Origin of the sequence: Marisediminicola sp. UYEF4 (assembly GCF_040546025.1) — a bacterium.
Classification (GTDB): Bacteria; Actinomycetota; Actinomycetes; order Actinomycetales; family Microbacteriaceae; genus Marisediminicola.
On the sequence record NZ_JBEPNA010000009.1, the window covers coordinates 15,925 to 42,224 of the forward strand.

Consider the following 26,300-nt stretch of genomic DNA (forward strand, 5'->3'; position numbering starts at 1 on the left):
GGCGTGACCGACACTGCTCCCGCCAGAGTCCCCCTGCGCCGCGCCGACGGCTCGCCCGTGCGCGCGGTGGTCGTCGACGATGAGGCATCCCTCACCGACCTGCTTGCGATGGCGCTGCGCTACGAGGGCTGGGATGTTCGCGCGGCATCCGGCGGCGCCGCCGCCATTGCCCTCATTCGTGAGTTCGCGCCGGATGTCGTTGTGCTCGACGTCATGATGCCGGACATCGACGGCCTCAACGTGCTGCGCAGGCTCCGGGCCGACGGCCGCGACATGCCGATCCTGTTCCTCACCGCGAAGGACTCGCTCGACGACCGCATCCAGGGGCTCACCGCCGGTGGTGACGACTACGTCACCAAGCCCTTCAGCCTCGAGGAACTCGTCGCGAGGCTGCGCGGACTCATCCGCCGGTCCACCGTGCTCGCGCCCGACCTGACCGACCCGATTCTGCGGGTGGGCGACCTTTCCCTCGACGAGGAGAGCTACGAGGTGCAGCGGGGCGGCGAGGCGATCGAGCTCACCGCGACCGAGTTCGAACTGTTGCGCTTTCTCATGCGGAACCCCCGCCGGGTGATGAGCAAGACACAGATCCTCGACCGTGTCTGGAGCTACGACTTCGGCGGGCGGTCGAGCATCGTCGAGCTCTACATCTCCTACCTGCGCAAGAAGGTCGACGGCGATCGGGAGCCGATGATCCACACGGTCCGCGGCGTCGGCTACCTCATCAAGCCGGCGCGATGAGGGGACACTCCGGGGCGCCCTGGTCGCTCCAACGCCGGCTCGTGGTCGGCATCATGCTGCTCCTCGCCCTCGTCAGCATCGTCGTCGGCGCCGTCAGCACCGCCGCGCTCGGTCAGGCCCTCACCGCGAGGGTCGACGAGCAGCTGCGGTCCGCCGCGGACATTCTGCTCGGACCGACGGGTCCGGGACGCGGCGAGTACACGCCGTCGCCGCGGGATGCCCTCCGGCCGGGCGCCGTCGTGCTCGTCGAGTCGCGGGGGAGTGTCGTCGTCGCCGGCTACGTGGCGGATGACGGCACCGCCATGCCGCTGACCACTGCCCAGCGGGACGCGCTGCTCGGCGTCGATGGCGGGCGTCGAGCGTCGAGCGTCGAGCTCGGCGAGCTCGGCGAATACCGGGTGCTCGCCGAGACTACGCGTGCCGACGAGCGCCTCGTGGTCGGCCTGCCGCTTGCGGAATCCCGGGCGACGACCCTGCAGCTGCTGCTCATCATCGTGCTCGTCACGGCGGCAGCGCTCGCCGCAACGGCCGTGATCGGCTCCGCGGTAGTCAGACTGGCGCTGCGCCCCCTCGGCCGTGTGGCCGGCACGGCGGCCCGGGTGTCGGAACTTCCTCTCGCGAAAGGCGAGGTCGCGCTCGTGGAGCGGGTGCCGGATGCCGATACCGACACGAGAACGGAGGTGGGGCGGCTGGGGGCCGCGATCAACCGGATGCTCGACCATGTGGCATCCGCCCTGCTCGCCCGGCAGGAGAGCGAGGGGAAGGTGCGCCGGTTCGTCGCCGACGCGAGCCACGAGCTGCGCACCCCGCTGACCTCGATCCGCGGCTACGCCGAGCTCACCCGGCGGGGCGGCCACGAGCTGCCCCCCGACGTCGCGAAGTCGATGGAGCGCATCGAATCCGAGGCGATCCGCATGACCTCCCTCGTCGAGGACCTCCTGCTGCTTGCCCGACTCGATGAGGGTCGCGACCTCGAGACCGGGTCGGTCGACCTGTCGGGCATCCTGCTCGATACCGTGAGTGACGCGCACGCCGCCGCCCCGGACCATGCTTTCGCGCTCGACCTGCCCGAGGTGCCCGTGATTGTCAACGGCGACGATTCGCGCCTGCGCCAGGTCGTCGCGAACCTGCTCGCCAATGCGCGCGTGCACACCCCGGCCGGCACCGCGATCACGATCGGCCTCGAGGTGCGCGACAGGGCCATCCTGACGGTCGCCGACAACGGCCCGGGAATACCCGCGGAGCGGCAGGCATCACTGTTCGAACGCTTCACGAGGGGCGACGAATCGCGGTCGCGGGCGGCCGGAAGCACGGGTCTCGGCCTTGCGATCGTGAGGGCCGTGATTGAGGGCCACAGCGGAACGGTGTCGGTCGACTCCGTTCCCGGCCGCACCGTCTTCACGGTCGAGCTGCCCCTCGCGTTTCGGCCGGTCCCGGCTCGCACTCGGCAGGACGGGGCAGAATGACACCGGCGGCACGGGTCGTCAGGAAGCGGGCACGGCGATGGACTCACTCACCCGGCACACCGACTACGGATCGACGAGCCTGACCGAAGCGGACGTCGACCCGGATCCGCTCGTCGAGTTCGCCGCCTGGCTGGCGCGGGCCGAGGGGGCCGGCGTCTACGAGCCCAATGCGATGGTGGTCGGCACCGTCGACGCCGACGGGCGGCCGAGCAGCCGCACGGTGCTGCTCAAGGGGCTGGATGCCGAGGGCTTCGAATTCGTCACCAACTACGAGTCCCGCAAGGGACGCTCGCTCGCCGCGAATGCCGCGGTCTCGCTTCTGTTTCCCTGGTACTCGCTCAACCGGCAGGTCTGCGTGCTCGGCACCGCCGCACCCACCTCGGCCGCGGTGAGCGACGCCTATTTCGCCCGGCGCCCCCGCGGCGCGCGGATCGCCGCCCTCGCGAGCGAGCAGTCCCGCCCGATCGCCTCGCGCGACGAGCTCGAGCGCCGGGTGCGGGAGCTCGAGGAGCGCTTTCCCGAGGGGACAGAGATTCCCCGGCCGGAGCACTGGGGCGGAGTACGCGTGGTGCCGCGCGAGATCGAGTTCTGGCAGGGCCGCACGTCGCGGCTGCATGACCGCATCCGGTTCACGGCGACGAGCGAGCCGGGTGCCGGCGCACGAGGCTGGACGCGCGAGCGCCTGCAGCCGTAGTCGCCCGGTACCCGCACGGGTGGGAGGATGGAACCTTGCAGTCAGCCACCAAAGGAGCCCGAATGAGGATCGCCGTCACCGGATCGGCCGGAAAACTGGGGAGCGTTGTCGTCTCGGAGCTGCGTGCCGCGGGACACGCCGTGTGCGAGCTCGACCTCGCCGGCCCGCGTAGCGAGACGTTCACGCGCGTCGACTTCACCGACTACGGACAGACCGTCGACGCCTTCTTCGGCATCGACAGCAGGCACTCGGGCCTGGACGCGGTCGTGCACCTCGCGGCGGCGCCGGCCGGCGGCATCCTGCCCGATTCCGCGACCTTCCACAACAACATGCTCGCGACCTACAACGTCTTCCAGGCGGCCCGTCGAGCGGGCGTGACGACGATCGTCTACGCCTCGAGCGAGACGCTGCTGGGCATCCCCTTCGACGCGCCGCCGCCGTACATCCCGGTCGACGAGGAGTACGAGTCGCGACCCGAGAGCACCTACGCGGTCACCAAGCACCTCGAGGAGGAGCTCGCCCAGAAGCTCGTGCGCTGGGATCCCGAGTTGAGTATCACCGCGCTGCGGTTCTCCAACGTGATGCACGTCGAGGACTACGCCGCGTTCGGTTCCTACGACGCGGACGCGCTCGCCCGCAAGTGGAACCTGTGGGGGTACATCGACGCCCGCGACGGAGCGCAGGCCGTGCTCAAGGCGCTCGAGAAGAACATTCCGGGTTTCGCTGCCTACATCATCGCCAACGCCGACACGGTCATGACCCGGTCGAGCGCCGAACTCGCGGCCGAGGTCTTCCCCGGCGTGCCGGTTACAAAGGAGCTCGTCGAGAACGAGACGATGCTCTCGATCGAGAAGGCCCGCCGGGTACTGGGCTACGAGCCGAATCACTCCTGGCGCAACCACGTCTGACGTGGGGGCGAGCCCGGTTTGCCGATCGGACCCGCATCCCCTAGTCTTAGCGAAGCCAAAGACCGCAGGTTGTCGGCGTTCCCATCACCGGGTGCCCGATCGAAGATTCGTTCAGCGAATGCCAGCGCAGGTGTGTGTAGAAGTCTCCCCCAGGGTTTCAGCTCCGTGCGCTTGCGCCGGAGCTTTTTTCATGAGCCGAGCCTGTTGATTCACTGCCCCGGTCGCGGCGCAAACAATCAATCAAAGGAGTGCCATGGCGAACAAGGAAGCTTCAGTCGCCGAGCTCACGGAGAAGTTCCGTAGCTCGAACGCTGTCCTGCTCACCGAGTATCGCGGACTCACCGTCGCCCAGCTGAAAACGCTGCGGACGTCGATCAGTGAGCACGCAACATACGCCGTGGTGAAGAACACGCTGACCAAGATCGCGGCCAACAACGCGGGTATCTCGTCATTCGACGATGAGCTCGCCGGGCCGTCCGCGATCGCATTCGTGCACGGCGACACTGTCGCCGTCGCGAAGGCTCTGCGTGACTTTGCCAAGGCAAACCCGCTGCTGGTCGTCAAGAACGGTTACTTCGACGGTAACGCTCTTACCCCGGCAGAGGTCATGAAGCTCGCCGACCTCGAAAGCCGGGAGGTGTTGCTGGGCAAGCTGGCCGGCGCCTTCAAGCAGTCGCTGTTCGGTGCGGCCTACCTGTTCAACGCACCGCTGTCGAAGGCCGTTCGCACGGTCGACGCGCTGCGTGAAAAGCAGGAGTCCGCGAGCTAATAACCCCCCCGCGGGTTCGGCCACGCGGCCACAACGATCACAGAACCAATTAGGAGAATAATCATGGCAAAGCTTTCAAATGACGAGCTCATCGAAGCATTCAAGGAGCTCACGCTCATCGAGCTGAGCGACTTCGTCAAGAAGTTCGAAGAGGTCTTCGAGGTCACCGCTGCGGCTCCCGTCGCCGCTGCTGCCGTCGGCGGCGCCGCGCCCGTGGAAGAGGTCGAAGAGAAGGACTCCTTCGACGTCGTCCTCGAGTCCGTCGGTGACAAGAAGATCCAGGTCATCAAGGAGGTTCGCGCGCTCACCAGCCTTGGACTCGGCGAGGCGAAGGCCGTCGTCGATGGCGCCCCCGGCGTCGTCCTCGAAGGTGCGAACAAGGAGACCGCCGAGAAGGCGAAGGCTCAGCTCGAAGCAGCTGGCGCCACCGTCGTCCTCAAGTAATAACTGCCGCACACGCGGTGCACCTCGAATAAGCCCTCGGCCTCTGGCCGGGGGCTTATTTGCGTCTCGGCGAGTCGGTGGACGGCGCGACGTTTGTCCACCATAATGAGGACACCCAACAGAGATTCGGCGGGTGAATACCGGTCGGCACTGCCCGATTGTGTCCCCGTGCGTGTCTAGACAGCCTTACCCTCTGCCTAGCCACTCGGCTCTCTCGCGCCACATCGGGACGCGGCGGGTGCTTCGATCCCGGAGGCACCCGCCCACCCGCCTGAGGCGTTCTAGCCTGCGTGAGGTGGCGCCGTGGTGCTGCGCCGGGCCACGAAGACGAGGGGCACGACGACGCGCTCGATGGCGGCCGGCTCACCGGACGTCGAGAGTTCGCGCATCACCAACTCGACCGCGCGGGCTCCCTGCCGGCACGGCTCTTGGCGCAACGTGGTCAGACCGAACATTTCTGCGAGGTCGTGGTCGTCGATGCCGATCACCGAGAGTTGCCTTGGCACGTCGAGGCCGAGCTCGCGGGCGGCAACGATGACCCCGATCGCGATCTCGTCGCATCCGGCCATGATCGCCGTGGGGCGCAGGCGCGGGTCGGAGAGCAGCTGTCGGGCCACCTCGTAGCCCCCTGCGATCGAGAATGGAACCGCGCGGAAGTCATCGCCCCGCTCGATTCCCGCCTCGTCGAGCGCGAGTCGGAATCCGGTCAGCCGCTGGGCGTGCACTCGGAAGTCCATCTGCTCGAACTGATCGCCACCAAGGTGCATGATGCGTCGGTGACCCAGACTGATGAGGTGCTCGGTCGCCAACCGGGCCGCTTCGACGTCGTCGATGCTGAGCGTGGACATCCCGTCGATGGGGCCGCCGAGGCCGACAATCGGCTTGCCGAGCGAGCGCAGCAGACCGATCTCCGACGGGGCGAGCTCGATCCCGATGGCGATCACCGCATCCACGCGCTTGCGCACCAGGAAGTAGTCGAACACGCGACGGCGCTGCTCCGGATCGCTGCTGAGGCGGTACAGGGTGAGGTCGTAGCCCGCATGGATGAGCGTCGACTCGATTCCCTCGAGCACCTCCGCGAAGAACCACCGGTTGATGAAAGGGATCACCACGCCCACATTGCGGGTCTGGCCCGTCACGAGGCTCGCCGCGTTCGAGGAGACGACGTAGCCGATCGCCGCGGCCGCCCGCTCCACCCGCTCCCTGGTGGGGAGGGCGACATAGCCGGCGCCGCTCAGGGCCCTGGATGCGGTGGACTTCGACACTCCCGCCATGCGGGCGACATCTGCAAGCGCGCTCACCTCCACTCCCTCCGTTGGGTTAGGCCTGGCTCGCATCATAACCGGGATTCGCCCGGTGTGGAATCGGTTCCAGATTTTCGCGTTCAACCCCGGTTGAGTCTGCTTTCAAAACTCTCTCAGCCACCTTCCAGCCGTGCCCCAATCGTTAGATTCCGTTGTGGAACTGTTGTTGCGCCGCGGCGTGGGGTGCCATAGCGTCGATTCTGGAACCGGTTCCCTACCCTTTGCCGCAGCGCCGAGACGTCACATCCGTTCCACACGCAGGCACCAACCCCGCGTCCTCTCCTTCTGAGACGCGGCCGACCTCAACGAGGAGGAATTACATGAGCTCAACCTTGCACCGCCGCTTGCTCTTGCCAATCGCCGCCGCCGGAGTACTGGGCCTCGTGCTCGCCGGCTGCACCGGAACAGACGGCGGCGGCCCGGCCGCCTCCGACGCCGACTGCGGGCCCTACGAGGACTACGGAACATTCGAGGGTGAGTCGGTCGAGGTCTACGCGACCATCGTCGACGTCGAAGCCGACCAGATGGTGCAGAGCTGGGAGGACTTCGAGTCCTGCACCGGCATCACCATCGACTATGTGGGCACACAGGAGGCTGAGACTCAGATCAACGTGCGTGCCGCTGCCGGCGACGCTCCCGACCTGATGATCATCCCGCAGCCTGGTCTGCTCCAGCGACTCATCAACGATGGCTACGTGCTGCCCGCACCCGAGTCCGTCGAGGCCAACGTCGACGAGTTCTGGTCCGAGGACTGGAAGGGCTACGGAACCGTCGATGACACGTTCTACGCCGCTCCACTGATGGCGAGCGTCAAGGGCTGGATCTGGTACTCGCCGTCGGACTTCGAAGCCAAGGGCTATGAAGTTCCGGAGACGTGGGACGAGATGATGGACCTCACGGCGACCATGGCCGAGGAGAGCACCGCGACCTACCGCCCCTGGTGTGTCGGCTTCGGCTCGGGCGACGCCACCGGATGGCCGGGAACCGACTGGATCGAAGACGTGGTTCTTCGCGAATCCGGCCCCGAGGTCTACAACGAGTGGGTCGCGGGCGAGGTCAAGTTCTCCGACCCCGAGATCACGAGCGCGTTCGACCGTGTCGGCGAGATCCTGCTCAACGAGGACTACGTGAACGGCGGATTCGGTGGGGTCAACTCCATCGTGTCGACCACCTTCAACGACGCCGCGCTGCCGATCCTCGACGGTAACTGCTCGATGCACCACCAGGCCTCGTTCTACGAAGCACAGTGGCCTGAGGGCACGACCGTTGCCCCGGATGGCGACATCTGGGCGTTCATCACCCCGAAGATCGACGAGGGCGCGGGTGACTCGGTCACCGGTGGTGGCGAGTTCGTCGCCGCATTCAGCGACTCCGAGGCTGTTCAGGCCGTTCAGACGTACCTCTCCTCCGACACCTGGGCGAACAACCGCGTCGAACTCGGCGGAGTGATCAGCGCCAACAAGGGACTCGACCCGGAGCTTGCCGGATCGGAACTCGGCAAGGCGTCGATTGAGATCCTGCAGGGCGAAGACACCACGTTCGCGTTCGACGGATCCGACCTCATGCCGGCCGCCGTCGGAACGAGCTCGTTCTGGACCGGCATGGTCGACTGGGTCTCCGGAACTCGGAGCACCGAAGAGGTCCTGACGTTCATCGACAGCACCTACCCGTAATTGCGCCCATGAAGTAGAGCGATCCTGGCCCATCGAGATCTTTCTCGGTGGGCCAGGTTTCGATAACGTGATCACAAACCAACGGAGGTCCCTGCATGTCAACGTCGATAGTGCATAGCGAGGTGCTCGCGAACGTGGGCCTCTTGCCCCTCAGCCGGGGTGGAATCCTCGGCGACATAACTGAGAAATTCGGTCTCATGATCGTCGGTCTGGCCGCCTTCGCGGCCGTCGTCGGTCTCATCCTCTTCCTCGCCGACCGCGCACCGAAGCGCGGCCGCGACGTCGTGCAGGTGCTGGCCTTCGTCTTACCGGCCCTGGCCCTTCTGGCCGTCGGCCTCATCTACCCGGCCATCCGCACCACCCTGCTCGCCTTCACCAACCGCGGGGGCGATTTCGTCGGCCTCGAGAACTTCGTCTGGATGTTCACCCAGCCGACGATCATCACAACCCTGATCAACACGCTCATCTGGGTGGCGCTCGTCCCACTCCTGTCGACCATGGTCGGACTCGCCTACGCGGTGTTCATCGACAAGTCGTCAGGGGAGAAGATCCTCAAGTCCCTCGTGTTCATGCCGATGGCGATTTCGTTCGTCGGAGCCGGCATCATCTGGCGCTTCGTGTACGAGTATCGGGCCGAGGGCTTCGAGCAGATCGGAATCCTCAACCAGCTCATCGTGTGGTTTGGCGGTGAGCCGGCGCAGTTCCTCATCAACAGCCCGTGGAACACGCTCTTCCTGATCGTCGTCATGGTCTGGATCCAGACCGGTTTCGCCATGGTGCTGCTCTCCGCGGCCATCAAGGGCGTGCCTGTCGAGATCATCGAGGCGGCGAAGCTCGACGGCGCCAACGCCTGGCAGCAGTTCCGCAACGTCACCATCCCGGCGATCCGGGGCACGCTCATCGTCGTCGTCACGACCATCACGATCGCTACCCTGAAGGTCTTCGACATCGTGCGCACCATGACGGGTGGTCAGTTCGACACCAGCGTCATCGCCAATGAGATGTACACCCAGGCATTCAACCGCGGTGAGTTCGGCCAGGGCTCCGCCCTCGCGGTGGTGCTGTTCATTATGGTGATGCCCATCGTCATCTACAACGTCCGGTCGATGCGCAAGCAGAGGGAGATCCGATGAGCATCCAAGAAGCCGAAGACAAGCTGGATCGCCCCCTCGGCCAGAAGAACACGCTGCGGCCGCAGAAAGTGCCGAAGGCCGACCGGGTCAAGCAGCGGCTGACGTCGCGCGGCGCCACGATCGCCGCAATCATCATCGCGACGCTCTGGACCATCCCGACCTTCGGGCTGTTCGTCTCGTCGTTTCGCCCTGCCGAGCAGATCCGGACCACGGGCTGGTGGACCGTGTTCACGAATCCGAGCTTCAGCCTCGAGAACTACGCCGACGTTCTGTTCGCGAGTGGGGCATCGAGCGCGAACCTGAGCTCCTACTTCATCAACTCGCTCGTCATCTCGATCCCCGCGACCCTGTTCCCGATTGCCCTCGCAACGATGGCCGCGTACGGGTTCGCCTGGATCAAGTTCAAGGGCAGCGGAGCGATTTTCGTGCTCATCTTCGCGCTGCAGATCGTGCCGCTGCAGATGGCCCTCATCCCGCTGCTCCAGATCTTCTCCCAGGTTCTCGGGATCAGCGGGACGTTCCCGGCGGTGTGGATCGCGCACACGATCTTCGGCCTTCCGCTGACGATCTTCCTGCTGCACAACTTCATCGCGGAGATCCCCGGCGAGGTCATCGAGGCCGCGCGGGTCGACGGTGCAAACCACACGCAGATCTTCTTCCGGATCATCCTGCCGCTGTCGATGCCCGCCCTCGCGAGCATCGGGATCTTCCAGTTCCTCTGGGTCTGGAACGACCTCCTGATCGCCCTCGTGTTCTCCGGAGGCACCGTCGACGTCGCGCCACTCACTCAGAGACTCGCGGAGCTCGTCGGCAACTTCGGTCGAAACGCGGAGCGGTTGCCCGCTGCGGCCTTCATCTCGCTGATCATCCCACTCATCGTGTTCTTCAGCCTGCAGCGCTACTTTGTGCGCGGGCTGCTGGCTGGCTCGACGAAGGGGTAGTCCGAGCGCTCGACCAACCGACGGCCGCGGCCGCGTCACCTCACCGGGTGCCGCGGCCGCGGCCTAAGTTAACGCCCATCCGACGAGACGTAAAGTGATCCAGTGAGCGGAATGCACCCCGGCCGAGGCGGCCGCATGATGGGCGGCGGCGACGCGTCTGCCCAGCGCAAGGAGAACGAGACGGCCCCGAGCGTTCCCGACCTGCTCCGCCGCATTGGAGACCTGTTCGCGCCGCACAAGAGCGCCCTCATCCTCACCGTCGTGCTCGTGGTGGTCGGCGCCGGGCTCACCGTGCTTCCTCCGCTGCTCACGAAGGTGGCCTTCGACCAGGGGCTCTTCCCACCGGGGCAGGGACCGGATGTGCCGCTGCTGGCCGAGGTCGTGGGCCTCATGGTCGTGATCTTCATCGTCAGCGCCGGACTCGGGGTCTGGCAGACCTGGCTCACCGCGACGGTGGGCAACAAGGTCATGGGGGCGCTGCGCATCCGCCTGTTCGAGCACCTCCAGCGCATGGAGCTCGCGTTCTTCACCAAAACCAAGACCGGGGCGATCCAATCCCGGCTGCAAAACGATGTCGGCGGCGTCGCCGGGGTGCTCACGAACACAGTGTCGAGCGTGTTGGGCAACACCGTGACCGTTGTTGCGGCCTTCGTCTCCATGCTCCTGCTCTCATGGCAGCTCACGCTGGTGGCGGTGATCCTCATGCCGATCCTCGTGATCGCGCAGCGCCGCGTCGGCCAGGTGCGCGCCCGCATCGCGACGAAGACGCAGGAGTCGCTCAGCGACATGACCGCGATCACCCAGGAGACGCTGTCGGTGTCCGGCATCCTGCTCGCCAAGAGCTTCAACCAGCAGAAGGCGGAGACCGGGCGGTACAGCGCCGAGAACGACACCCAGGTGGGCCTCCAGGTGCGCCTGCAGATGAGCGGGCAGTGGTTCTTCGCGACGGTGCAGATCTTCCTCGCGATCATTCCGGCGATCGTGTATCTCGTCTCGGCGTTCCTCATCCTCGGTGATGTGCCCATCACCGCGGGAACGATCGTGGCCTTCACGACGGTGCAGGCCCGGCTCATGTGGCCCCTCCTGGGACTGATGCGCGTGGCCCTCGACCTGCAGACCTCGCAGGCGCTCTTCGCTCGCATCTTCGAATACCTCGACCTGAAGCCCGCCATCACCGATCGGCAGGGAGCGCGATCGGTCACCGACTCCGGGCTCGGACGCATCGAATTCGACGATGTCGTCTTCGCGTACCCGGACTCGGCGCCGGAGACCCCGCCGACTCTGAAGGGGATCTCGTTTGCGATCGAGCCGGGTCAGTACGCCGCGTTCGTCGGGCCGTCGGGGGCGGGAAAGACGACGGTGTCATACCTCATTCCGCGCTTTCACGCCGTGAGCTCCGGTCGCATCCTGTTCGCGGGCGACGATGTGCGCGAACTGCAGCAGGACTCGCTCGTCGCGAACATCGGCATCGTCAGCCAGGAGACGTACCTCTTCCACGCGACCATCGGCGAGAACCTGCGCTACGCCAAACCGGACGCGAGCAAGGACGAGATCGAGGCGGCCGCCAGGGCGGCGAACATCCACGAGACCATCGCGTCGTTTCCCGAGGGCTACGACACCGTGGTGGGCGAGCGCGGCTACCGCCTGTCCGGCGGCGAGAAACAGCGCATCGCGATCGCCCGCGTTCTGCTCAAGGACCCGGCCGTGCTCATCCTCGACGAGGCGACGAGCGCGCTCGATTCGATCTCGGAGCGGGTCGTGCAGTCTGCGCTCGACACTGCCGCGCGGGGGCGGACGACGATCGCGATCGCCCACCGGCTGTCGACGATCGTGGGCGCCGACGTGATCTTCGTGGTGGATTCGGGGCTCATTGTCGAGCGCGGCACGCACAACGAGCTCATGGCGCTCGGCGGCGTCTACGCGGGCCTGTACCGGGAGCAGGTACGGGCCGGCTCCTGACCGCAGCCCCGGCATCCGGCATCCGGCATCCGGCATCCACTTTCATGATTCAGGAGCCTGTGGTGCCGCTCCCTTGCAGCATTCAGGAGTTTGGGCTGACATTCAGGAGTCCGCGGTCGAGAATCGCCGGTTTAACGGCGATCGAGATTGACCTGGGTCCGAAACTCCTGAATTCTGCGGGCCGTCTGGACCCGAAACTCCTGAATTCTGTGGGCCGTCGTCGGCAGGAACTCCAGACACGTGATTGGAAGCACGCCAGGCTCCCGCGTCTCCTGAGGTCTGCAGGATTCGCATCGCGTGTGCGCAACTCCGGCGAATGTGGATGCGTCGGCATCCACTCTTCGGACAACGTCGGGCTGCGTCAGAGCCAGGTGAGATTTCACCGGAGTTAGGTGCAACCAGGCGCAACCGCAGGATCAACCACTGGTCATTGATGAACTCCGCGCTCGTGTGCCGGTGAGGTTGACGACCGAAAGCGCGGTCGGCGCCCGGCCGGCCTGCGGTGCTGAAACTCGCCGACTAGTCGTTCTGCGTGTGCGCAACTCCGGTGAATGTGGATGCGGCGGCATCCGCCCCCGGGAATGCAGGACTACTCAGGTGCCCGGTGAGATTTCACCGGAGTTGTGTGCCAGGCGCCAGACCCGAAAACGCGAGCCAACAGCATTCTCACCACCCGCAGCGCGGCAACGCCCTTGGGACGCTGAAGAATGAAAGTGAGCGGGGCTAGTAGGCCGCGAGGAGCTGGTTCATGTAGTCCATCTCGCTGTTTTGTGTTCGGACGATGTTTCCCGCGAGTGCGGTTACGATGTCATTCGTCGAGCGCTCGAGCAGGGCCTGAGCCATCTCCACCCCGCCGGTGTGATGTGCGATCATGAGCTCGAGAAACATCTTGTCCGCATCCGCTCCGGTCGCCGTCTGGAGGGCCGCGATCTGTTGGGGTGTGGCGAGACCAGGCATCGCCGCCGCGGGCATGGTCGTGCCCGGCATGGTCATGCCCGGCATCGTCGTGGAATCCGAGTCGCCGGATTCGCTGTCAAGCGTGGGTTGCGCCATCCAGGTCATCGCCGGGTCTGAGGCGGCCTGCGGCAGCCCCCACATTCTCAGCCAGGCGAACATCTGCCCGGCCTGCTGCCCTTGAGACGTGGCAATGTCGTACGCGAGGGTTTTGATGTCCTGGTTGTCAGTCGTATCGCGGACGATAATCGCCATCTCGACAGCTTGCTGGTGGTGCGTCTGCATATCGCGGGCGAAGCCCGCCTCAGCGCTTGTCGTCGATGGCGTCGTCTGGTCGGCTGGCATCACCAGGCGCCCAATTGCAAATCCGCCGAGCAGCAGCACTCCGCTCGCCACGATCGCCACGATCACGTGGCGAAGCGGCCACGTGGACTTCTGGTTGATGGGCTCGGTCAAGAAATTTTACCCGGACCGTCAATGGCGCCGGAGCACGAAGCTCCCGCTTCCGGTGCCTCGCCCCCCTGCCAGAACTTGTCGACGAAGTCCTGCAGGCGCGGGTCGTCGACGCCGTCAAGCTCGACCTGGTTAGCCCATCCCGAGATGACCACGGGTGCCTGGAGGTCGGCCATGGGGGAGAGGACGGAGAACGTCGTCGGCACCGAGTCCTGAAGTGCCGCGAGCTCGTCGCCACTCACCTCGTCCGGGTCGTAGGTCACCCAGACCGCACCGTGCTCCAGGGAGTGGACGGCGTTCTCGCTGGGAACCTGCTCCGTGTAGACGCCGCAGTTCAACCAAGCGCCCGCGTGCTCGCCCCCGGCTGGCGGACTTTGGGCGTAGTCGACGGGTCCCTCCACATGCCCGGCGACGACATCCTCATAGCTCTGCAGGCCGCTGATCTCGATGTCCTCAGGATCCCGCGGCGGGGTGCCGCTCGTGACCACGGCGTTCACGACGAGCGCCAGCACGCTGGCGGTGGCGACGCTCGCGATCGCGATGCCGATGATCCGGTTGCGCTTCTCGGTGGCCTGTTTCTTCTTCAGCGCCGCCACCTTCTCGGCTCGGCGGGCGTCACGCTGTTGCTTGATCGTCAGCTCCTTGCGGGCGCCGGGCGGAATGGGCGAAGGGGTCGAATCGCGAGGGGGCAAGGCCGTGGTCCTGTCGTGTGTGCGGTCGGTGCACTACAAGAATGCACTACTCGGGCAGGCGCTGCGTGTGAGGGAGCCGGATGTCCGCTCCCCCGTAACACCCCGGGGCGCCTTGGTAAGCTCGAGCGACGGGCCACGAGCCCGCTTTTTCCTCCTTTCCGGCGAATCCAAGGGCTGGCCCAGTGAAGTACGCAAATTCCGTGATCGACCTCGTCGGCAACACGCCGCTCGTGAAGCTCAATCACGTGACCGAGGGCATCTCGGCGACGATTCTGGTGAAGCTCGAGTACGTGAATCCCGGGGGATCGTCAAAGGACCGCATCGCGACGCGCATCATCGACGCGGCAGAACGCGACGGGCTGTTGAAGCCCGGCGGAACGATCGTCGAGCCGACATCCGGAAACACCGGCGTCGGGCTCGCGCTCGTCGCCCAACAGCGCGGCTACCGGTGCGTCTTCGTGGTGCCCGACAAGGTCGGAATCGACAAGCGAAACGTGCTCACCGCCTATGGCGCCGAGGTCGTCGTGACACCGACCTCCGTCGCGCCCGACAGCCCCGAGTCGTATTACGGCGTGTCCGACCGCCTCGCCCGCGAAATTCCCGGCGCGTTCAAGCCCAACCAGTACGCCAACCCGAACGGGCCGCTCAGCCACTACGAGACGACCGGTCCGGAGATCTGGCGCGACACCGAGGGCACGGTCACGCACTTCGTCGCGGGCGTCGGCACCGGCGGCACGATCAGCGGAGTGGGCAAGTACCTCAAGGAGGTCTCGGGCGGAGCGGTGCAGATCATCGGAGCCGACCCGGAGGGCTCGGTCTACTCCGGCGGCACCGGGCGCCCGTACCTCGTCGAGGGCGTCGGCGAGGACTTCTGGCCCGAGGCCTACGACCCGAGCGTTGTCGACCGCGTCATTGCGGCATCCGACGCCGTCTCCTTCGCCCTGACCCGCCGGCTTGCGCTCGAGGAGGGCCTGCTTGTCGGCGGATCGAGCGGGCTCGCGATCGCGGCCGCGCTCGAGGCCGCCCGCGATCTCGGCCCCGGAGACGTCGTCGTCGTGTTGCTGCCCGACGGTGGGCGCGGCTACCTCGGCAAGATCTTCAACGACCAGTGGATGCGATCACACGGCTTTGCTGCGCCCGACGAGGGAACGACGGTCGCCGACGTGGTCGCGGGCCGCGAACTCGCGCACGTGCGGCCCGAACACACCGTGCGCGACGTCATCCGGCTCCTGCGCGAGACGGGCGCGTCGCAGCTCCCCGTGCTCTCCGCCGACCTCCCCGTCGTGCTCGGCGAGGTGCTCGGCGCGGTGCACGAAGACCGGCTTCTCGAGCTCGTGCTCGCGGGCGAGGCGGGAATGGCGGATGCGATCGGCGAGCTCGTCGGTGCGCCGCTCGACCTCGTCGGGGCCGGCCAGTCGATCGAATCGGCACTCGAGGCGTTCGGCGCCGCCGACACGCTCCTCGTGACCGACGGCGGCAAACCGCTCGCGCTGCTCACCCGCACCGACCTGCTCGCCCACCTCTCCAACTGACGAAGGACCCCATGAGTCACGACTTCTCCACCCGAGCCATCCACGTCGGGCAGACCCCCGACGCAGCGACCGGCGCGGTCATCCCGCCGATCTACCAGACCTCGACCTTCGTGCAGGACGGCATCGGCGGTTTCCGAGGAGGCTACGAGTACGCCCGCGGCGGCAACCCGACCCGCACCTCCCTTGAGACCCTCGTCGCCGACCTCGAGGGGGCGACGCACGGATTCAGCTTCGCGTCCGGCCTCGCCGGCGAGGACACGCTGCTGCGCGCGATCCTCGAGCCCGGCGCCCGCGTCGTGATGGGCAACGACGTCTACGGCGGCACACACCGCCTGGTCAACCGGGTTTTCGTGCCGTGGGGGATCGAACTGGCGACCACAGAGCTCACCGACCTCGACGCCGTGCGCGCCGCAGTCACTCCCGGAACCGCCGTGCTCTGGGTCGAGACACCCAGCAATCCGCTCATGAAGATCAGCGACATCGCGGCGCTCGCCGAGATCGGCCACGCGGCTGGCGCGATCGTCGTCGTCGACAACACCTTCGCCTCCCCCTACCTGCAGAACCCGCTGGCCCTCGGCGCCGACGTCGTCGTGCACTCCACCACCAAGTACCTCGGTGGGCACTCCGATGTGCTCGGCGGCGCGGTCGTCACGAGCAACGAGGAGATCGCCGAGAAGGTCGGCTTCCACCAGTTCGCCGTCGGTGCCGTCGCCGGACCGATGGATGCCTGGCTCACGGTGCGGGGGATCAAGACCCTCGCCGTGCGCGTCGAGCGGCATTCGAGCAACGCGCAGGCGATCGCGGAACGGCTCGTCGGGCATCCGTCGATCGAGCGGGTCTACTACCCCGGCCTGGCAGGGCACCCCGGACACGAGATCGCGGCGCGGCAGATGCGCGGCTTCGGCGGCATGCTCTCGCTCGCGCTTCGGGGCGGGGCTCCCGCCGCCCGAAAGCTCGTCGAGTCGACCGACGTGTTCCTGCTTGCCGAGTCGCTCGGCGGGGTCGAGTCGCTCATCGGCTACCCGTCCGAGATGACCCACGCCTCGGTGCTCGGCACCGAGCTCGAGGTACCGGACAACATCGTGCGACTGTCGGTCGGCATCGAGGGCGTCGACGACCTGGTTGGCGACCTGCTGCAGGCGCTCGACCGGTAGGTGACGCGCGCGGCATATGTTGATCGACAATCAGGAGTGGCGGGCCGCCGCGCGTGCGACATAATGGTGTCGTTCGCGAAATGTGAACGTACACATTGCCAATGAAGCCGGGTACGACAGTCACCATGGAACCACCGAAGGTTCGCGCTCCCAACATCCGGGATGTCGCACGACTCGCGGGAGTCTCGTACCAGACGGTGTCCCGGGTGCTCAACAACGCCGAGTCGATCAAACCCAGCACCAAGCAGCGCGTGCTCGAGGTCATCGAGCAGATCGGCTACCGGCCGAATCAGGCTGCGCGCGCCCTCGTGACGAGCAAGTCGCGGACTATCGGCGTGCTGACCTCGCAGACGGCCCACTACGGCCCGACGACCAGCCTGCACGCCATCGAGGACGCGGCACGCGAGGCGGGCTACCTCATCACCACGACGAGCCTGTCGACGAGCGATCAGGGCTCGATCACCGAGGGGCTCGAGCACCTCATGGCTCAGGCGATCGAGGGGCTCGTCGTCATCGCCCCGCAGGTGCGGGTGTTCGACGCCTTCCGGCAGCTCGCGCTGACCATCCCGCTGGTGACGCTCGATTCGACCGGACAGGATGCGCCGCGCAGCCTCTCGGTCGACCAGATCGCCGGCGCACGGATGGCCACGAACCACCTCATCGAGCTCGGCCACGAGGACATCGTGCACGTCGCCGGCCCGCGCGACTGGATCGAGGCGGAGGCTCGGATGCGCGGATTCCTCGATGCGATCAACGCGGCCGACCTGAGGACGCATCGGCCCGTCCTCGGCGACTGGACAGCCGACTTCGGGTACCACGTCGGCACCGAACTGTTGGACTTTCGCGACTTCACGGCGGTGTTCGCGGGGAACGACCAGATGGCGCTGGGGCTGCTGCATGCGTTCCGCAACGCGGGGCTCGATGTGCCCGGCGATATCAGCGTGGTCGGCTTCGACGACATCCCCGAGGCCCGCCACTTCTTCCCGCCGCTCACGACGGTTCGGCAGGACTTCGCCGAGCTCGGCAGGCGCTCGATCGCGCTGCTCGTCGGCGAGATCGAGGGCGAGGAAGACCTCGACCACGCGCAGATCCTTCCGGAGCTGATCGTGCGCGAGTCCACGGCGCGTGCGCGCCGCTGACGGCGGTCCCACCGAGCCAGCTTTGCCGAGCGACTGCGCCGTCGCGGGCTTGACAGGCGGGCCGGGCGGGCGGCTACCATGCAATGTGAGCGATCACATTTTGTGAACCGCCTCGTTCCCCCGCCCTGACGAAGGAGTCTCTCGTGCCCGCTTCCGCCGCACCGATCACGCCGGAGGACCGATTCGTCATCGGCGTCGACTACGGCACCCTGTCCGGCCGCGCCCTCGTCGTGCGCGTCTGCGACGGCGCCGAGTTCGGCACCGCGACCCACGAATACCCCCATGCGGTCATGGACACGGTGCTCGCCGCGACCGGCGAGAAGCTGCCGCCGGAGTGGGCGCTCCAGGTGCCCGCCGACTACGTGGACGTGCTCAAGACCGCCGTGCCGCGCGCGATCGCGGCATCCGGAATCGACCCGGCGCAGGTCATCGGCATCGGAACGGACTTCACCGCGAGCACCCCCCTCCCCGTGCTGGCCGACGGAACACCGCTCAACGAGGTTCCCGGCCTCGAGTCACGCCCGCACGCCTACGTGAAGCTGTGGAAGCACCACGCGGCACAAGCCCAGGCCGACCGCATCAACGAACTCGCCCGCACCCGCGGGGAGACCTGGCTGCCGCGCTACGGCGGGCTCATCTCGAGCGAGTGGGAATTCGCCAAGGGCCTCCAGCTGCTCGAGGAGGACCCCGAGCTCTACGCCCGCATGGACCACTTCGTCGAGGCCGCGGACTGGATCGTCTGGCAGCTCACCGGCAGCTACGTGCGCAACGCCTGCACGGCCGGCTACAAGGGCATCCTGCAGGATGGCGCATACCCCAGCCGGGAATTCCTTGCCGCGCTGAACCCCGAGTTCGCCGGGTTCGCCGCCGACAAGATCGCCCAGGAGATCGGCCAGCTCGGCGAGAGGGCCGGCGTGCTGTCCGAGCAGGCCGCCGCGTGGACCGGGCTCCGCGCCGGCATCGCTGTCGCAGTCGGCAACGTCGACGCGCATGTCACCGCGCCTGCCGCCCAGGCCGTCGAGCCCGGCCAGATGCTCGCGATCATGGGCACGTCCACCTGCCACGTCATGAACGCGACGGGGATCACCGAGGTGCCCGGAATGTGCGGCGTCGTCGACGGCGGCATCGTCGCGGGGCTCTACGGCTACGAGGCAGGGCAGTCCGGCGTCGGCGACATCTTCGCCTGGTACGTGAACAACCAGGTGCCGGGACGCTACCACGAGGAGGCCGCGGCGCGGGGGCTCAGCGTGCACGAGTACCTCACCTCCCTCATCCAGGACCAGCCCGTCGGCGGGCACGGTCTCATCGCCCTCGACTGGCACAGCGGCAACCGCTCGGTGCTCGTCGACCACGAGCTCAGCGGAACCCTCATCGGCGCGACGCTCGCGACCCGGGCCGAGGAGGTCTACCGGGCGCTGTTCGAGGCGACCGCGTTCGGCACCCGAACGATCGTCGAGACCTTCGCCGCGAGCGGCACCCCCGTGACCGAGTTCATCGCCGCGGGCGGCCTGATCAAGAACCCCTTCCTGATGCAGGTCTACAGCGACGTGCTGCGAATGCCGGTGTCGACGATCGTGAGCGACCAGGGCCCCGCGCTCGGCTCCGCGATCCACGCAGCCGTCGCCGCGGGAGCCTATCCAGACGTGCGCGCCGCCGGCGACGCGATGGGCCGCCTCAACAAGTCGGCCTTCACGCCGAACCCGGATGCCGCGGATGCCTACGACCTGCTGTTCGCCGAGTACACCCTGTTGCACGACTACTTCGGCCGCGGCGGCAACGACGTCATGCACCGCCTCAAGGCCATGCGGCGGGATGCGCTCGGGGGAGCGGGCGAGTTCGCCGGCGCCCTCGCCGCGGACCAATCGGAGCCCAGCGACCCCGCGGAGAGCGAGGTCGGGTCATGAGCGTCGATGACGACATCCGCCGCGTCCGCGCCGACGTCGCAGCGCTGCACGACCAGCTCACCCGCTACGGGCTCGTGATCTGGACCGGCGGCAACATCTCCGGCCGCGTGCCCGGCGCGAACCTGTTCGTGATCAAGCCGAGCGGCGTCGAGTACGACGACCTCGACGCCTCGAACATGATCCTCTGCGACCTCGACGGCCACGTCATCCCCGGGTCGGAGGGCAGCGAGCGCAGCCCCTCGAGCGACACCGCGGCGCACGCCTACGTCTACCGCAACATGCCGCAGGTGGGCGGCGTCGTGCACACCCATTCGACCTACGCCACCGCGTGGGCGGCCCGGGGCGAACCCGTGCCGTGCGTCATCACCGGCCAGGCCGACGAGTTCGGCGGCGAGATCCCGATCGGCCCGTTCGCGATCATCGGCGACGAGTCGATCGGCGAGGGAATCGTCGAGACGCTGTCCGGGCACCGCTCGCGCGCTGTGCTGATGCAGAACCACGGAGTCTTCACGATCGGCAAGGACCCCCGCGACGCCGTCAAGGCCGCCGTCATGGCCGAGGATGTCGCGCGGACGGTGCACATCTCCCGCCAGCTCGGCGAGCCGATCCCCATCCCGCAGGACAAGATCGACGCCCTGTTCGACCGCTACCAGAACGTCTACGGGCAGGCGCCCGCCGGTGCGCTCGACGACACCACGATGAACGACACCGCACTGGACAACACTGGAGAAGACGCATGAACGGCTCGATCATTCCCGACCTCGCCACAAACGAGGTCTGGTTCGTCACCGGCAGCCAGAACCTCTACGGCGACGAGACGCTGCGCCAGGTGGCGGAGCAGTCCCAGCGGATCGCGACCGCGCTCGGCGACGCCCGCGACATCCCCGTGACCGTGAAGTGGATGCCGGTGCTCAAGGACTCCGATTCCATCCGGCGCCTCGCCCTCGACGCCAACGCGAACGACCGCGTCATCGGCGTCATCGCCTGGATGCACACCTTCAGCCCCGCGAAGATGTGGATCACCGGACTCGACCTGCTGCGCAAGCCCCTGCTGCACCTGCACACGCAGGCGAACGTGGAGCTTCCGTGGTCCGAGATCGATATGGACTTCATGAACCTCAACCAGGCCGCCCACGGCGACCGCGAGTTCGGCTACATCCAGACCCGTCTCGGGGTCGCCCGCAAGACGGTCGTCGGCCACGTCTCCAACCCCGCGGTTGCCGCGAGAATCGGCACGTGGACACGCGCCGCGGCCGGGTGGGCCGCGACCCATGAGTTGAAGCTCGCCCGGTTCGGCGACAACATGCGCTTCGTCGCCGTGACCGAGGGCGACAAGACAGAGGCAGAGCTGCAGTTCGGCGTGCAGGTCAACACCTGGGGAGTGAACGATCTCGTCGAGGCGGTCGACGCAGCGACCGAGGCCGACGTCGACGCGCTCGTCGCCGAGTACGAGGAGCTGTACGAGGTCGTGCCAGAGCTACGGTCCGGCGGAGAGCGCCACGACTCACTGCGCTACGGCGCGCGCATCGAGCTCGGCTTGCGCTCGTTCCTCGAGGCTGGGGGGTTCAGCGCCTTCACCACGAGCTTCGAAGACCTCGGCGGACTCCGCCAGCTGCCCGGCCTCGCTGTGCAGCGGCTCATGGCGGACGGCTACGGCTTCGGCGCCGAGGGTGATTGGAAGACCGCCGTGCTGGTCCGCGCGGCCAAGGTCATGGGGGCAGGGCTTCCCGGCGGGGCCTCGCTCATGGAGGACTACACCTACGACATGACGCCGGGCAACGAGCTCATCCTCGGCGCGCACATGCTCGAGGTGTGCCCGTCGCTGACGACCTCGAGGCCACGCCTCGAGGTGCATCCGCTCGGCATCGGTGGCCGTGAGGATCCGGTGAGGCTCGTCTTCGATACGGATGCCGGGCCCGCGGTCGTCGTCGCCCTCTCCGACATGCGCGACCGCTTCCGGCTCGTCGCGAACGTCGTCGAGGTCGTGCCGCTGCCGCATCCGCTTCCCAAACTGCCCGTCGCCCGGGCGGTGTGGAAGCCCGAGCCCGACTTCGCGACAAGCGCCGCCGCGTGGCTTGTGGCGGGAGCCGCGCACCACACGGTGATGTCGACCGCCATCGGAATCGAGGTGTTCGAGGACTTCGCCGAGATCGCGCGCAACGAGCTCGTCGTGATCGACAAGAGCACGAACCTGCGCGATTTCACCCGGGAGCTGCGTTGGAACCAGGCCTACTACCGGCTCGCCCGCGGGCTCTGACCGCGCTGCCGTGGCCAACATCACCGACGTCGCGAAGCTCGCGGGGGTCTCGCACCAGACGGTGTCCCGGGTGCTCAACGATGCCGCCGTGCGCCCGGCGACCAGGGCGCGCGTGGATGCCGCGATCCGGGAGCTCAACTACCGCCCGAGCTCGGCCGCCCGCGCCCTCGTGACGCGGAAGTCGAACGCGATCGGCCTCATCGCGACGGGAGCGCCGCTGTATGGGCCCTCGAACACGATGCTGGCCTTCAACGAGGCGGCCCGGGCGGCGGGGTACCAGGTGACCATCGCGAGCATGACGAGCGTTGACCGGGCGTCGATGGTGAGCGCCATCGAGGTGCTTCTCGGGCAGCGCGTCGAGGCGCTCGTGCTCATCGTCGCGGATGTCGCGGCCTTCGACGCCATCGCGGGGCTCGACATCGATGTTCCACTCGTCACGGCTGAGAGCAGCGGCCGGGAGGGATTCCTCAGCGTGTCGATCGACCAGTTCGCCGGCGCGCGCCTCGCCGTGCGGCACCTGATCGGCCTCGGGCACACGGAGATCCTTCATGTCAAGGGGCCCGACTGGTCGGTGGATGCGGCAGAGCGCGAGCGGGGCTGGCGCACCGAGCTGGAGGCCTCCGGCCTGGCGGTGGTCCCGCCGCTCGCGGGCACCTGGCTTGCCGACAGCGGTTATGCGATCGGCACCGAGCTCGCCAGCACCGGCGCGGTCGGAGCGGGCCGAGCGACGGCCATCTTCTCGGCCAACGACCAGATGTCGATCGGGCTGTTGCACGCGCTTTCGGATGCCGGGCTCCGTGTTCCCGGGGATGTGAGCGTCGTCGGCTTCGATGACATCCCCGAGAGTGTGCACTATTCGCCCCCGCTCACGACGGTGCGCCAGGACTTCGCGGACCTCGGCGCCCGGATGATGCAGACGCTGCTGCAGGTGCTCGATGGTCGCCCGCCGCTGGACCCCGTCCAGGCGACCCCCGAACTGATCGTGCGCGCGTCGACCGCGCGCGCGATCCCGTTACCGAACCGTGAAGTGAATGCTTGACACGGCCCCCGGGAAACGGATTAGCATGTAGTCCACAATGTGACCGTTCACATTGGGTAAGAATCCTGCACCGGCATCCACCGATCGCATGACGAAGAGGTCAAGCATTGAGCACGATCCCACACCCCGCGCGCGCCGACGATTGCGTCGTCGTTTCGTGGACCGGTGGGGGACGCGCCCGTGATGCCCGTCCCCTGCGCCGTGGGGTCGCCGGCGCTCTGCCCCTCCCCGACTCGCCCAACGCCCGGCCTCTCGCCGGGTAGGCAAACGACGAGCCGACCGCATGGACGAGGTCGACCCGTTGAGCACCACGCAGTTCCCGAAGTCCAAGCACCCACGAAAGGAAACACAGTGAACAACAGGAAGATTCTGGCGACAATTGCCGCCGGAGCACTCGCCCTCGGCCTCGCGGCCTGCGCACCCGCCGAAGACGGCGGCGGCGCAGCCGGCGGCGGCGGCGGCGAAGGCGGCCTCGTCGGCGTCGCAATGCCCACGAAGTCATCCGAGCGCTGGATCCAGGATGGCGAAGCCGTCAAGGCCCAGCTCGAAGAGGCCGGCTTCGAGGTCGACCTTCAGTACGCGGAAGACGACATCCCGACCCAGGTCAGCCAGATTGAGAACATGATCACCAAGGGCGCTGTCGCCCTGATCGTCGCCTCGATCGACGGAACCACGCTCACCAACGTGCTCGAGGACGCCGCCAGCCAGGACATCGCGGTCATCGCGTATGACCGACTGCTGCGCGACACCGAGGCCGTCAGCTACTACGCCACGTTCGACAACTTCCTCGTCGGACAGCAGCAGGCATGGTCGATCACCAACGGACTCGGCCTGACCGAGCTCGACGGAACCGCGATCGACGGCGCTCCGGCCGGACCGTTCAACATCGAGCTGTTCGCCGGTTCGCTCGACGACAACAACGCGTTCTTCTTCTTCAACGGCGCCATGGACGTGCTCCAGCCGCTGATCGATGACGGCGTTCTCGTTGTCAAGAGCGACCAGACCGACATCGAGCAGGTTGCAACGCTCCGTTGGGACGGCGAGACCGCGCAGAGCCGCATGGAGGACATCCTCACGTCGCAGTACTCGGGTGGAGACAAGGTCAACGCCGTCCTCTCGCCGTACGACGGCATCAGCCGCGGAATCATCTCCGCCCTCGAAGGATCCGGGTACACGGTCGGCGCCGAATGGCCGATCATCTCGGGCCAGGACGCCGAACTCGACTCCGTCAAGGCGATCGTCTCCGGCGAGCAGTACGCCACCATCTTCAAGGACACCCGCGACCTCGCGTCGAAGGCTGTCGAGATGACGGTTGCGGTTCTCGCAGGTGAAGAGCCCGAGGTCAACAACACCGAGGACTACGACAACGGCGTCAAGAAGGTGCCGTCGTTCCTGCTCGAGCCGATCATCGTCGTCGCGGACAACATCCCCGAGGTGCTGATCGACAGCGGCTACTGGACCGACGAAGAGATCAACGGCTAGTCACATCGCACTGCGATAGCAACACAGAGCACCAACACGCCGGTGGGGAGTACCCAGGTACCCCCACCGGCGACCACAATGTACTACCCCCACCAAAGGAGTTGGATCGCCGGTGAATGCAAACATTCTCGAGATGCGTTCGATTACGAAGACATTCCCCGGCGTCAAGGCGCTGTCGGACGTCACCCTCAACGTGGCCCGCGGTGAGGTCCACGCGATCTGCGGCGAGAATGGCGCGGGCAAGTCGACCCTCATGAAGGTTCTGAGCGGGGTCTACCCTCTCGGCACCTACGAGGGCGACATCGTTTTCGAGAACGAGACGATGACCTTCCACGACATCCGCGACAGCGAGTCCAAGGGCATCGTGATCATTCACCAGGAGCTCGCGCTGAGCCCACACCTGTCGATCGCGGAGAATATCTTCCTCAACAACGAGCAGCGTGGCGCCCTCGGCCTCATCGACTGGAACAAGACCAACTCGGAGGCGGCGAAGCTGCTCGCCCGCGTTGGCCTGCGGGAGAACCCGACGACGAAGATCAAGAACATCGGCGTGGGCAAGCAGCAGCTGGTCGAGATCGCAAAGGCCCTGTCGAAGCGAGTGAAGCTCCTGATCCTCGACGAGCCGACCGCCGCCCTCAACGACGAGGACAGCGACCACCTGCTCGACCTCATCCTGCATCTCAAGGGTCAGGGCATCACCTCGATCATCATCAGCCACAAGCTCAACGAGATCAAGAAGGTCGCCGACTCGGTCACGGTCATCCGTGACGGCAAGACCATTGAGACGATCGCCAAGAACGACGTGACCGAGGACCGGATCATCAAGGACATGGTGGGCCGCGACCTCGAGCACCGGTACCCCGACCACACCCCGCATATCGGCGAGGAAGTGCTCCGCGTCGAGAACTGGACGGCGCATCACCCGCAGGACCCGACGCGAGTGATGGTCGACAACGTCAACCTCAACGTCCGCGCGGGCGAGATCGTCGGGATCGCCGGCCTCATGGGCGCCGGACGAACCGAGTTCGCGATGAGCCTGTTCGGCCGCTCCTACGGCAGCAGGATCACCGGCAAGGTCTTCAAGAACGGGAAGGAGATCAAGCTTCCGAACGTCTCCGAGGCGATCCGGCAGGGGATCGCGTATGCGACCGAAGACCGCAAGGTCTACGGGCTCAACCTCATCGATGACATCAAGCGCAACGTCTCGATGGCCGCGCTCGACAAGCTGTCGAAGTGGGGCCTCGTCCACGACAACGAAGAGTTCAAGGTTGCGAACGAGTACCGCAAGTCCATGAACATCAAGTCACCGACGGTGCTTGCCAAGGTCGGCAAGCTCTCCGGTGGAAACCAGCAGAAGGTCGTTCTGAGCAAGTGGATCTTCTCTAACCCTGACGTGCTGATTCTGGACGAACCGACGAGAGGGATCGACGTCGGCGCTAAGTATGAGATCTACACGATCATCAATCGCCTGGCGGCAGACGGCAAGGCCATCATCGTCATCTCGTCCGAGCTGCCCGAGTTGCTCGGAATCTGTGACCGCATCTACGCGATCTCGGAAGGCCGCATCACGGGCGAACTGCCGATTGAACAAGCAAACCCAGAATCACTCATCAAACTCATGACCATGGAGGCGCCCCGCTGATGGGCGGGGCGATCACGAAG

At 66.7% G+C, this 26,300-nt stretch carries 22 protein-coding genes; 19 read left to right on the top strand and 3 right to left on the bottom strand.

What is annotated here, in order from left to right; translation table 11 throughout:
- Positions 1-3 precede the first annotated feature (3 nt).
- The 6 genes from ABIB15_RS09670 to rplL all read left to right on the top strand — a co-directional run bounded on the left by ABIB15_RS09670 (position 4) and on the right by rplL (position 5,022).
- Positions 4-741, top strand: coding sequence for a response regulator transcription factor (locus ABIB15_RS09670; RefSeq protein WP_354477542.1), 738 nt, complete (start codon positions 4-6; stop codon positions 739-741).
- Entirely contained in the window at positions 738-2,207 is a 1,470-nt protein-coding gene (locus tag ABIB15_RS09675; RefSeq protein ID WP_354477544.1) for a sensor histidine kinase, read from the top strand. Before ABIB15_RS09670 ends, ABIB15_RS09675 begins: the two co-directional genes overlap by 4 nt.
- A gap of 37 nt (positions 2,208-2,244) precedes the next feature.
- Entirely contained in the window at positions 2,245-2,901 is a 657-nt protein-coding gene (gene pdxH / locus ABIB15_RS09680) for a pyridoxamine 5'-phosphate oxidase (protein WP_354477547.1), read from the top strand.
- Positions 2,902-2,963: 62 nt separating this feature from the next.
- Positions 2,964-3,809 carry an NAD-dependent epimerase/dehydratase family protein gene (locus tag ABIB15_RS09685; protein WP_354477550.1) on the top strand — a complete coding sequence of 282 codons (846 nt, stop codon included), beginning with the start codon at positions 2,964-2,966 and terminating at the stop codon, positions 3,807-3,809.
- A gap of 253 nt (positions 3,810-4,062) precedes the next feature.
- Entirely contained in the window at positions 4,063-4,578 is a 516-nt protein-coding gene (gene rplJ / locus ABIB15_RS09690; RefSeq protein WP_354477553.1) for a 50S ribosomal protein L10, read from the top strand.
- 63 nt (positions 4,579-4,641) lie between these two features.
- The gene (gene rplL / locus ABIB15_RS09695) at positions 4,642-5,022 is read left to right on the top strand and encodes a 50S ribosomal protein L7/L12 (protein WP_354477556.1); all 381 of its coding nucleotides are present in this window, start codon (positions 4,642-4,644) and stop codon (positions 5,020-5,022) included.
- A gap of 281 nt (positions 5,023-5,303) precedes the next feature.
- Here rplL and ABIB15_RS09700 read toward each other — a convergent pair whose 3' ends face one another.
- On the bottom strand, positions 5,304-6,323 hold the full coding sequence (locus ABIB15_RS09700) for a LacI family DNA-binding transcriptional regulator (RefSeq protein WP_354477559.1): 1,020 nt from the start codon (positions 6,321-6,323) through the stop codon (positions 5,304-5,306).
- A 323-nt stretch (positions 6,324-6,646) separates the two neighbouring features.
- Here ABIB15_RS09700 and ABIB15_RS09705 point away from each other — a divergent pair, with 323 nt between their 5' ends.
- From ABIB15_RS09705 to ABIB15_RS09720, 4 genes are all read left to right on the top strand, one after another.
- A complete protein-coding gene (locus ABIB15_RS09705; RefSeq protein ID WP_354477561.1) occupies positions 6,647-7,999 on the top strand; it encodes an ABC transporter substrate-binding protein in 1,353 nt (450 codons plus the stop codon).
- A gap of 197 nt (positions 8,000-8,196) precedes the next feature.
- Positions 8,197-9,132, top strand: a complete 936-nt coding sequence (locus ABIB15_RS09710) for a carbohydrate ABC transporter permease (protein WP_354477783.1) — start codon at positions 8,197-8,199, stop codon at positions 9,130-9,132.
- Positions 9,129-10,073: a carbohydrate ABC transporter permease gene (locus tag ABIB15_RS09715; protein WP_354477564.1), complete on the top strand. Its 945-nt coding sequence runs from the start codon at positions 9,129-9,131 to the stop codon at positions 10,071-10,073. The genes ABIB15_RS09710 and ABIB15_RS09715 overlap by 4 nt, the downstream gene beginning before the upstream one ends.
- Positions 10,074-10,184: 111 nt before the next feature.
- On the top strand, positions 10,185-12,032 hold the full coding sequence (locus ABIB15_RS09720; protein ID WP_354477786.1) for an ABC transporter ATP-binding protein: 1,848 nt from the start codon (positions 10,185-10,187) through the stop codon (positions 12,030-12,032).
- Between the two features lie 723 nt (positions 12,033-12,755).
- Here ABIB15_RS09720 and ABIB15_RS09725 read toward each other — a convergent pair.
- Together ABIB15_RS09725 and ABIB15_RS09730 are read right to left on the bottom strand one after the other, a co-directional pair.
- Entirely contained in the window at positions 12,756-13,397 is a 642-nt protein-coding gene (locus tag ABIB15_RS09725; RefSeq protein ID WP_354477566.1) for a DUF305 domain-containing protein, read from the bottom strand.
- A 41-nt stretch (positions 13,398-13,438) separates the two neighbouring features.
- Positions 13,439-14,131: a thioredoxin-like domain-containing protein gene (locus ABIB15_RS09730; protein ID WP_354477569.1), complete on the bottom strand. Its 693-nt coding sequence runs from the start codon at positions 14,129-14,131 to the stop codon at positions 13,439-13,441.
- 182 nt (positions 14,132-14,313) lie between these two features.
- Between ABIB15_RS09730 and ABIB15_RS09735 the strand changes: the two genes are divergently transcribed.
- The 9 genes from ABIB15_RS09735 to mmsA all read left to right on the top strand — a co-directional run bounded on the left by ABIB15_RS09735 (position 14,314) and on the right by mmsA (position 26,280).
- Positions 14,314-15,663: a cystathionine beta-synthase gene (locus ABIB15_RS09735; RefSeq protein ID WP_354477571.1), complete on the top strand. Its 1,350-nt coding sequence runs from the start codon at positions 14,314-14,316 to the stop codon at positions 15,661-15,663.
- Between the two features lie 11 nt (positions 15,664-15,674).
- On the top strand, positions 15,675-16,817 hold the full coding sequence (locus ABIB15_RS09740; RefSeq protein ID WP_354477574.1) for a cystathionine gamma-synthase: 1,143 nt from the start codon (positions 15,675-15,677) through the stop codon (positions 16,815-16,817).
- Positions 16,818-16,918: 101 nt separating this feature from the next.
- Entirely contained in the window at positions 16,919-17,956 is a 1,038-nt protein-coding gene (locus ABIB15_RS09745) for a LacI family DNA-binding transcriptional regulator (RefSeq protein ID WP_354477577.1), read from the top strand.
- Positions 17,957-18,099: 143 nt separating this feature from the next.
- Positions 18,100-19,860 (top strand): ribulokinase, encoded by a 1,761-nt coding sequence (gene araB, locus ABIB15_RS09750; RefSeq protein WP_354477580.1) that lies wholly within the window; start codon positions 18,100-18,102, stop codon positions 19,858-19,860.
- Positions 19,857-20,600, top strand: coding sequence for an L-ribulose-5-phosphate 4-epimerase (locus ABIB15_RS09755; RefSeq protein WP_354477583.1), 744 nt, complete (start codon positions 19,857-19,859; stop codon positions 20,598-20,600). Before araB ends, ABIB15_RS09755 begins: the two co-directional genes overlap by 4 nt.
- Entirely contained in the window at positions 20,597-22,117 is a 1,521-nt protein-coding gene (araA, locus tag ABIB15_RS09760; RefSeq protein WP_354477586.1) for an L-arabinose isomerase, read from the top strand. Before ABIB15_RS09755 ends, araA begins: the two co-directional genes overlap by 4 nt.
- 10 nt (positions 22,118-22,127) lie before the next feature.
- Positions 22,128-23,156: a LacI family DNA-binding transcriptional regulator gene (locus tag ABIB15_RS09765; RefSeq protein ID WP_354477589.1), complete on the top strand. Its 1,029-nt coding sequence runs from the start codon at positions 22,128-22,130 to the stop codon at positions 23,154-23,156.
- A 351-nt stretch (positions 23,157-23,507) separates the two neighbouring features.
- On the top strand, positions 23,508-24,638 hold the full coding sequence (chvE, locus tag ABIB15_RS09770; RefSeq protein ID WP_354477592.1) for a multiple monosaccharide ABC transporter substrate-binding protein: 1,131 nt from the start codon (positions 23,508-23,510) through the stop codon (positions 24,636-24,638).
- A gap of 112 nt (positions 24,639-24,750) precedes the next feature.
- Complete coding sequence (gene mmsA / locus ABIB15_RS09775) at positions 24,751-26,280, top strand: multiple monosaccharide ABC transporter ATP-binding protein (protein ID WP_354477595.1); 1,530 nt, start codon at positions 24,751-24,753, stop codon at positions 26,278-26,280.
- The last annotated feature ends 20 nt before the right edge of the window (positions 26,281-26,300 follow it).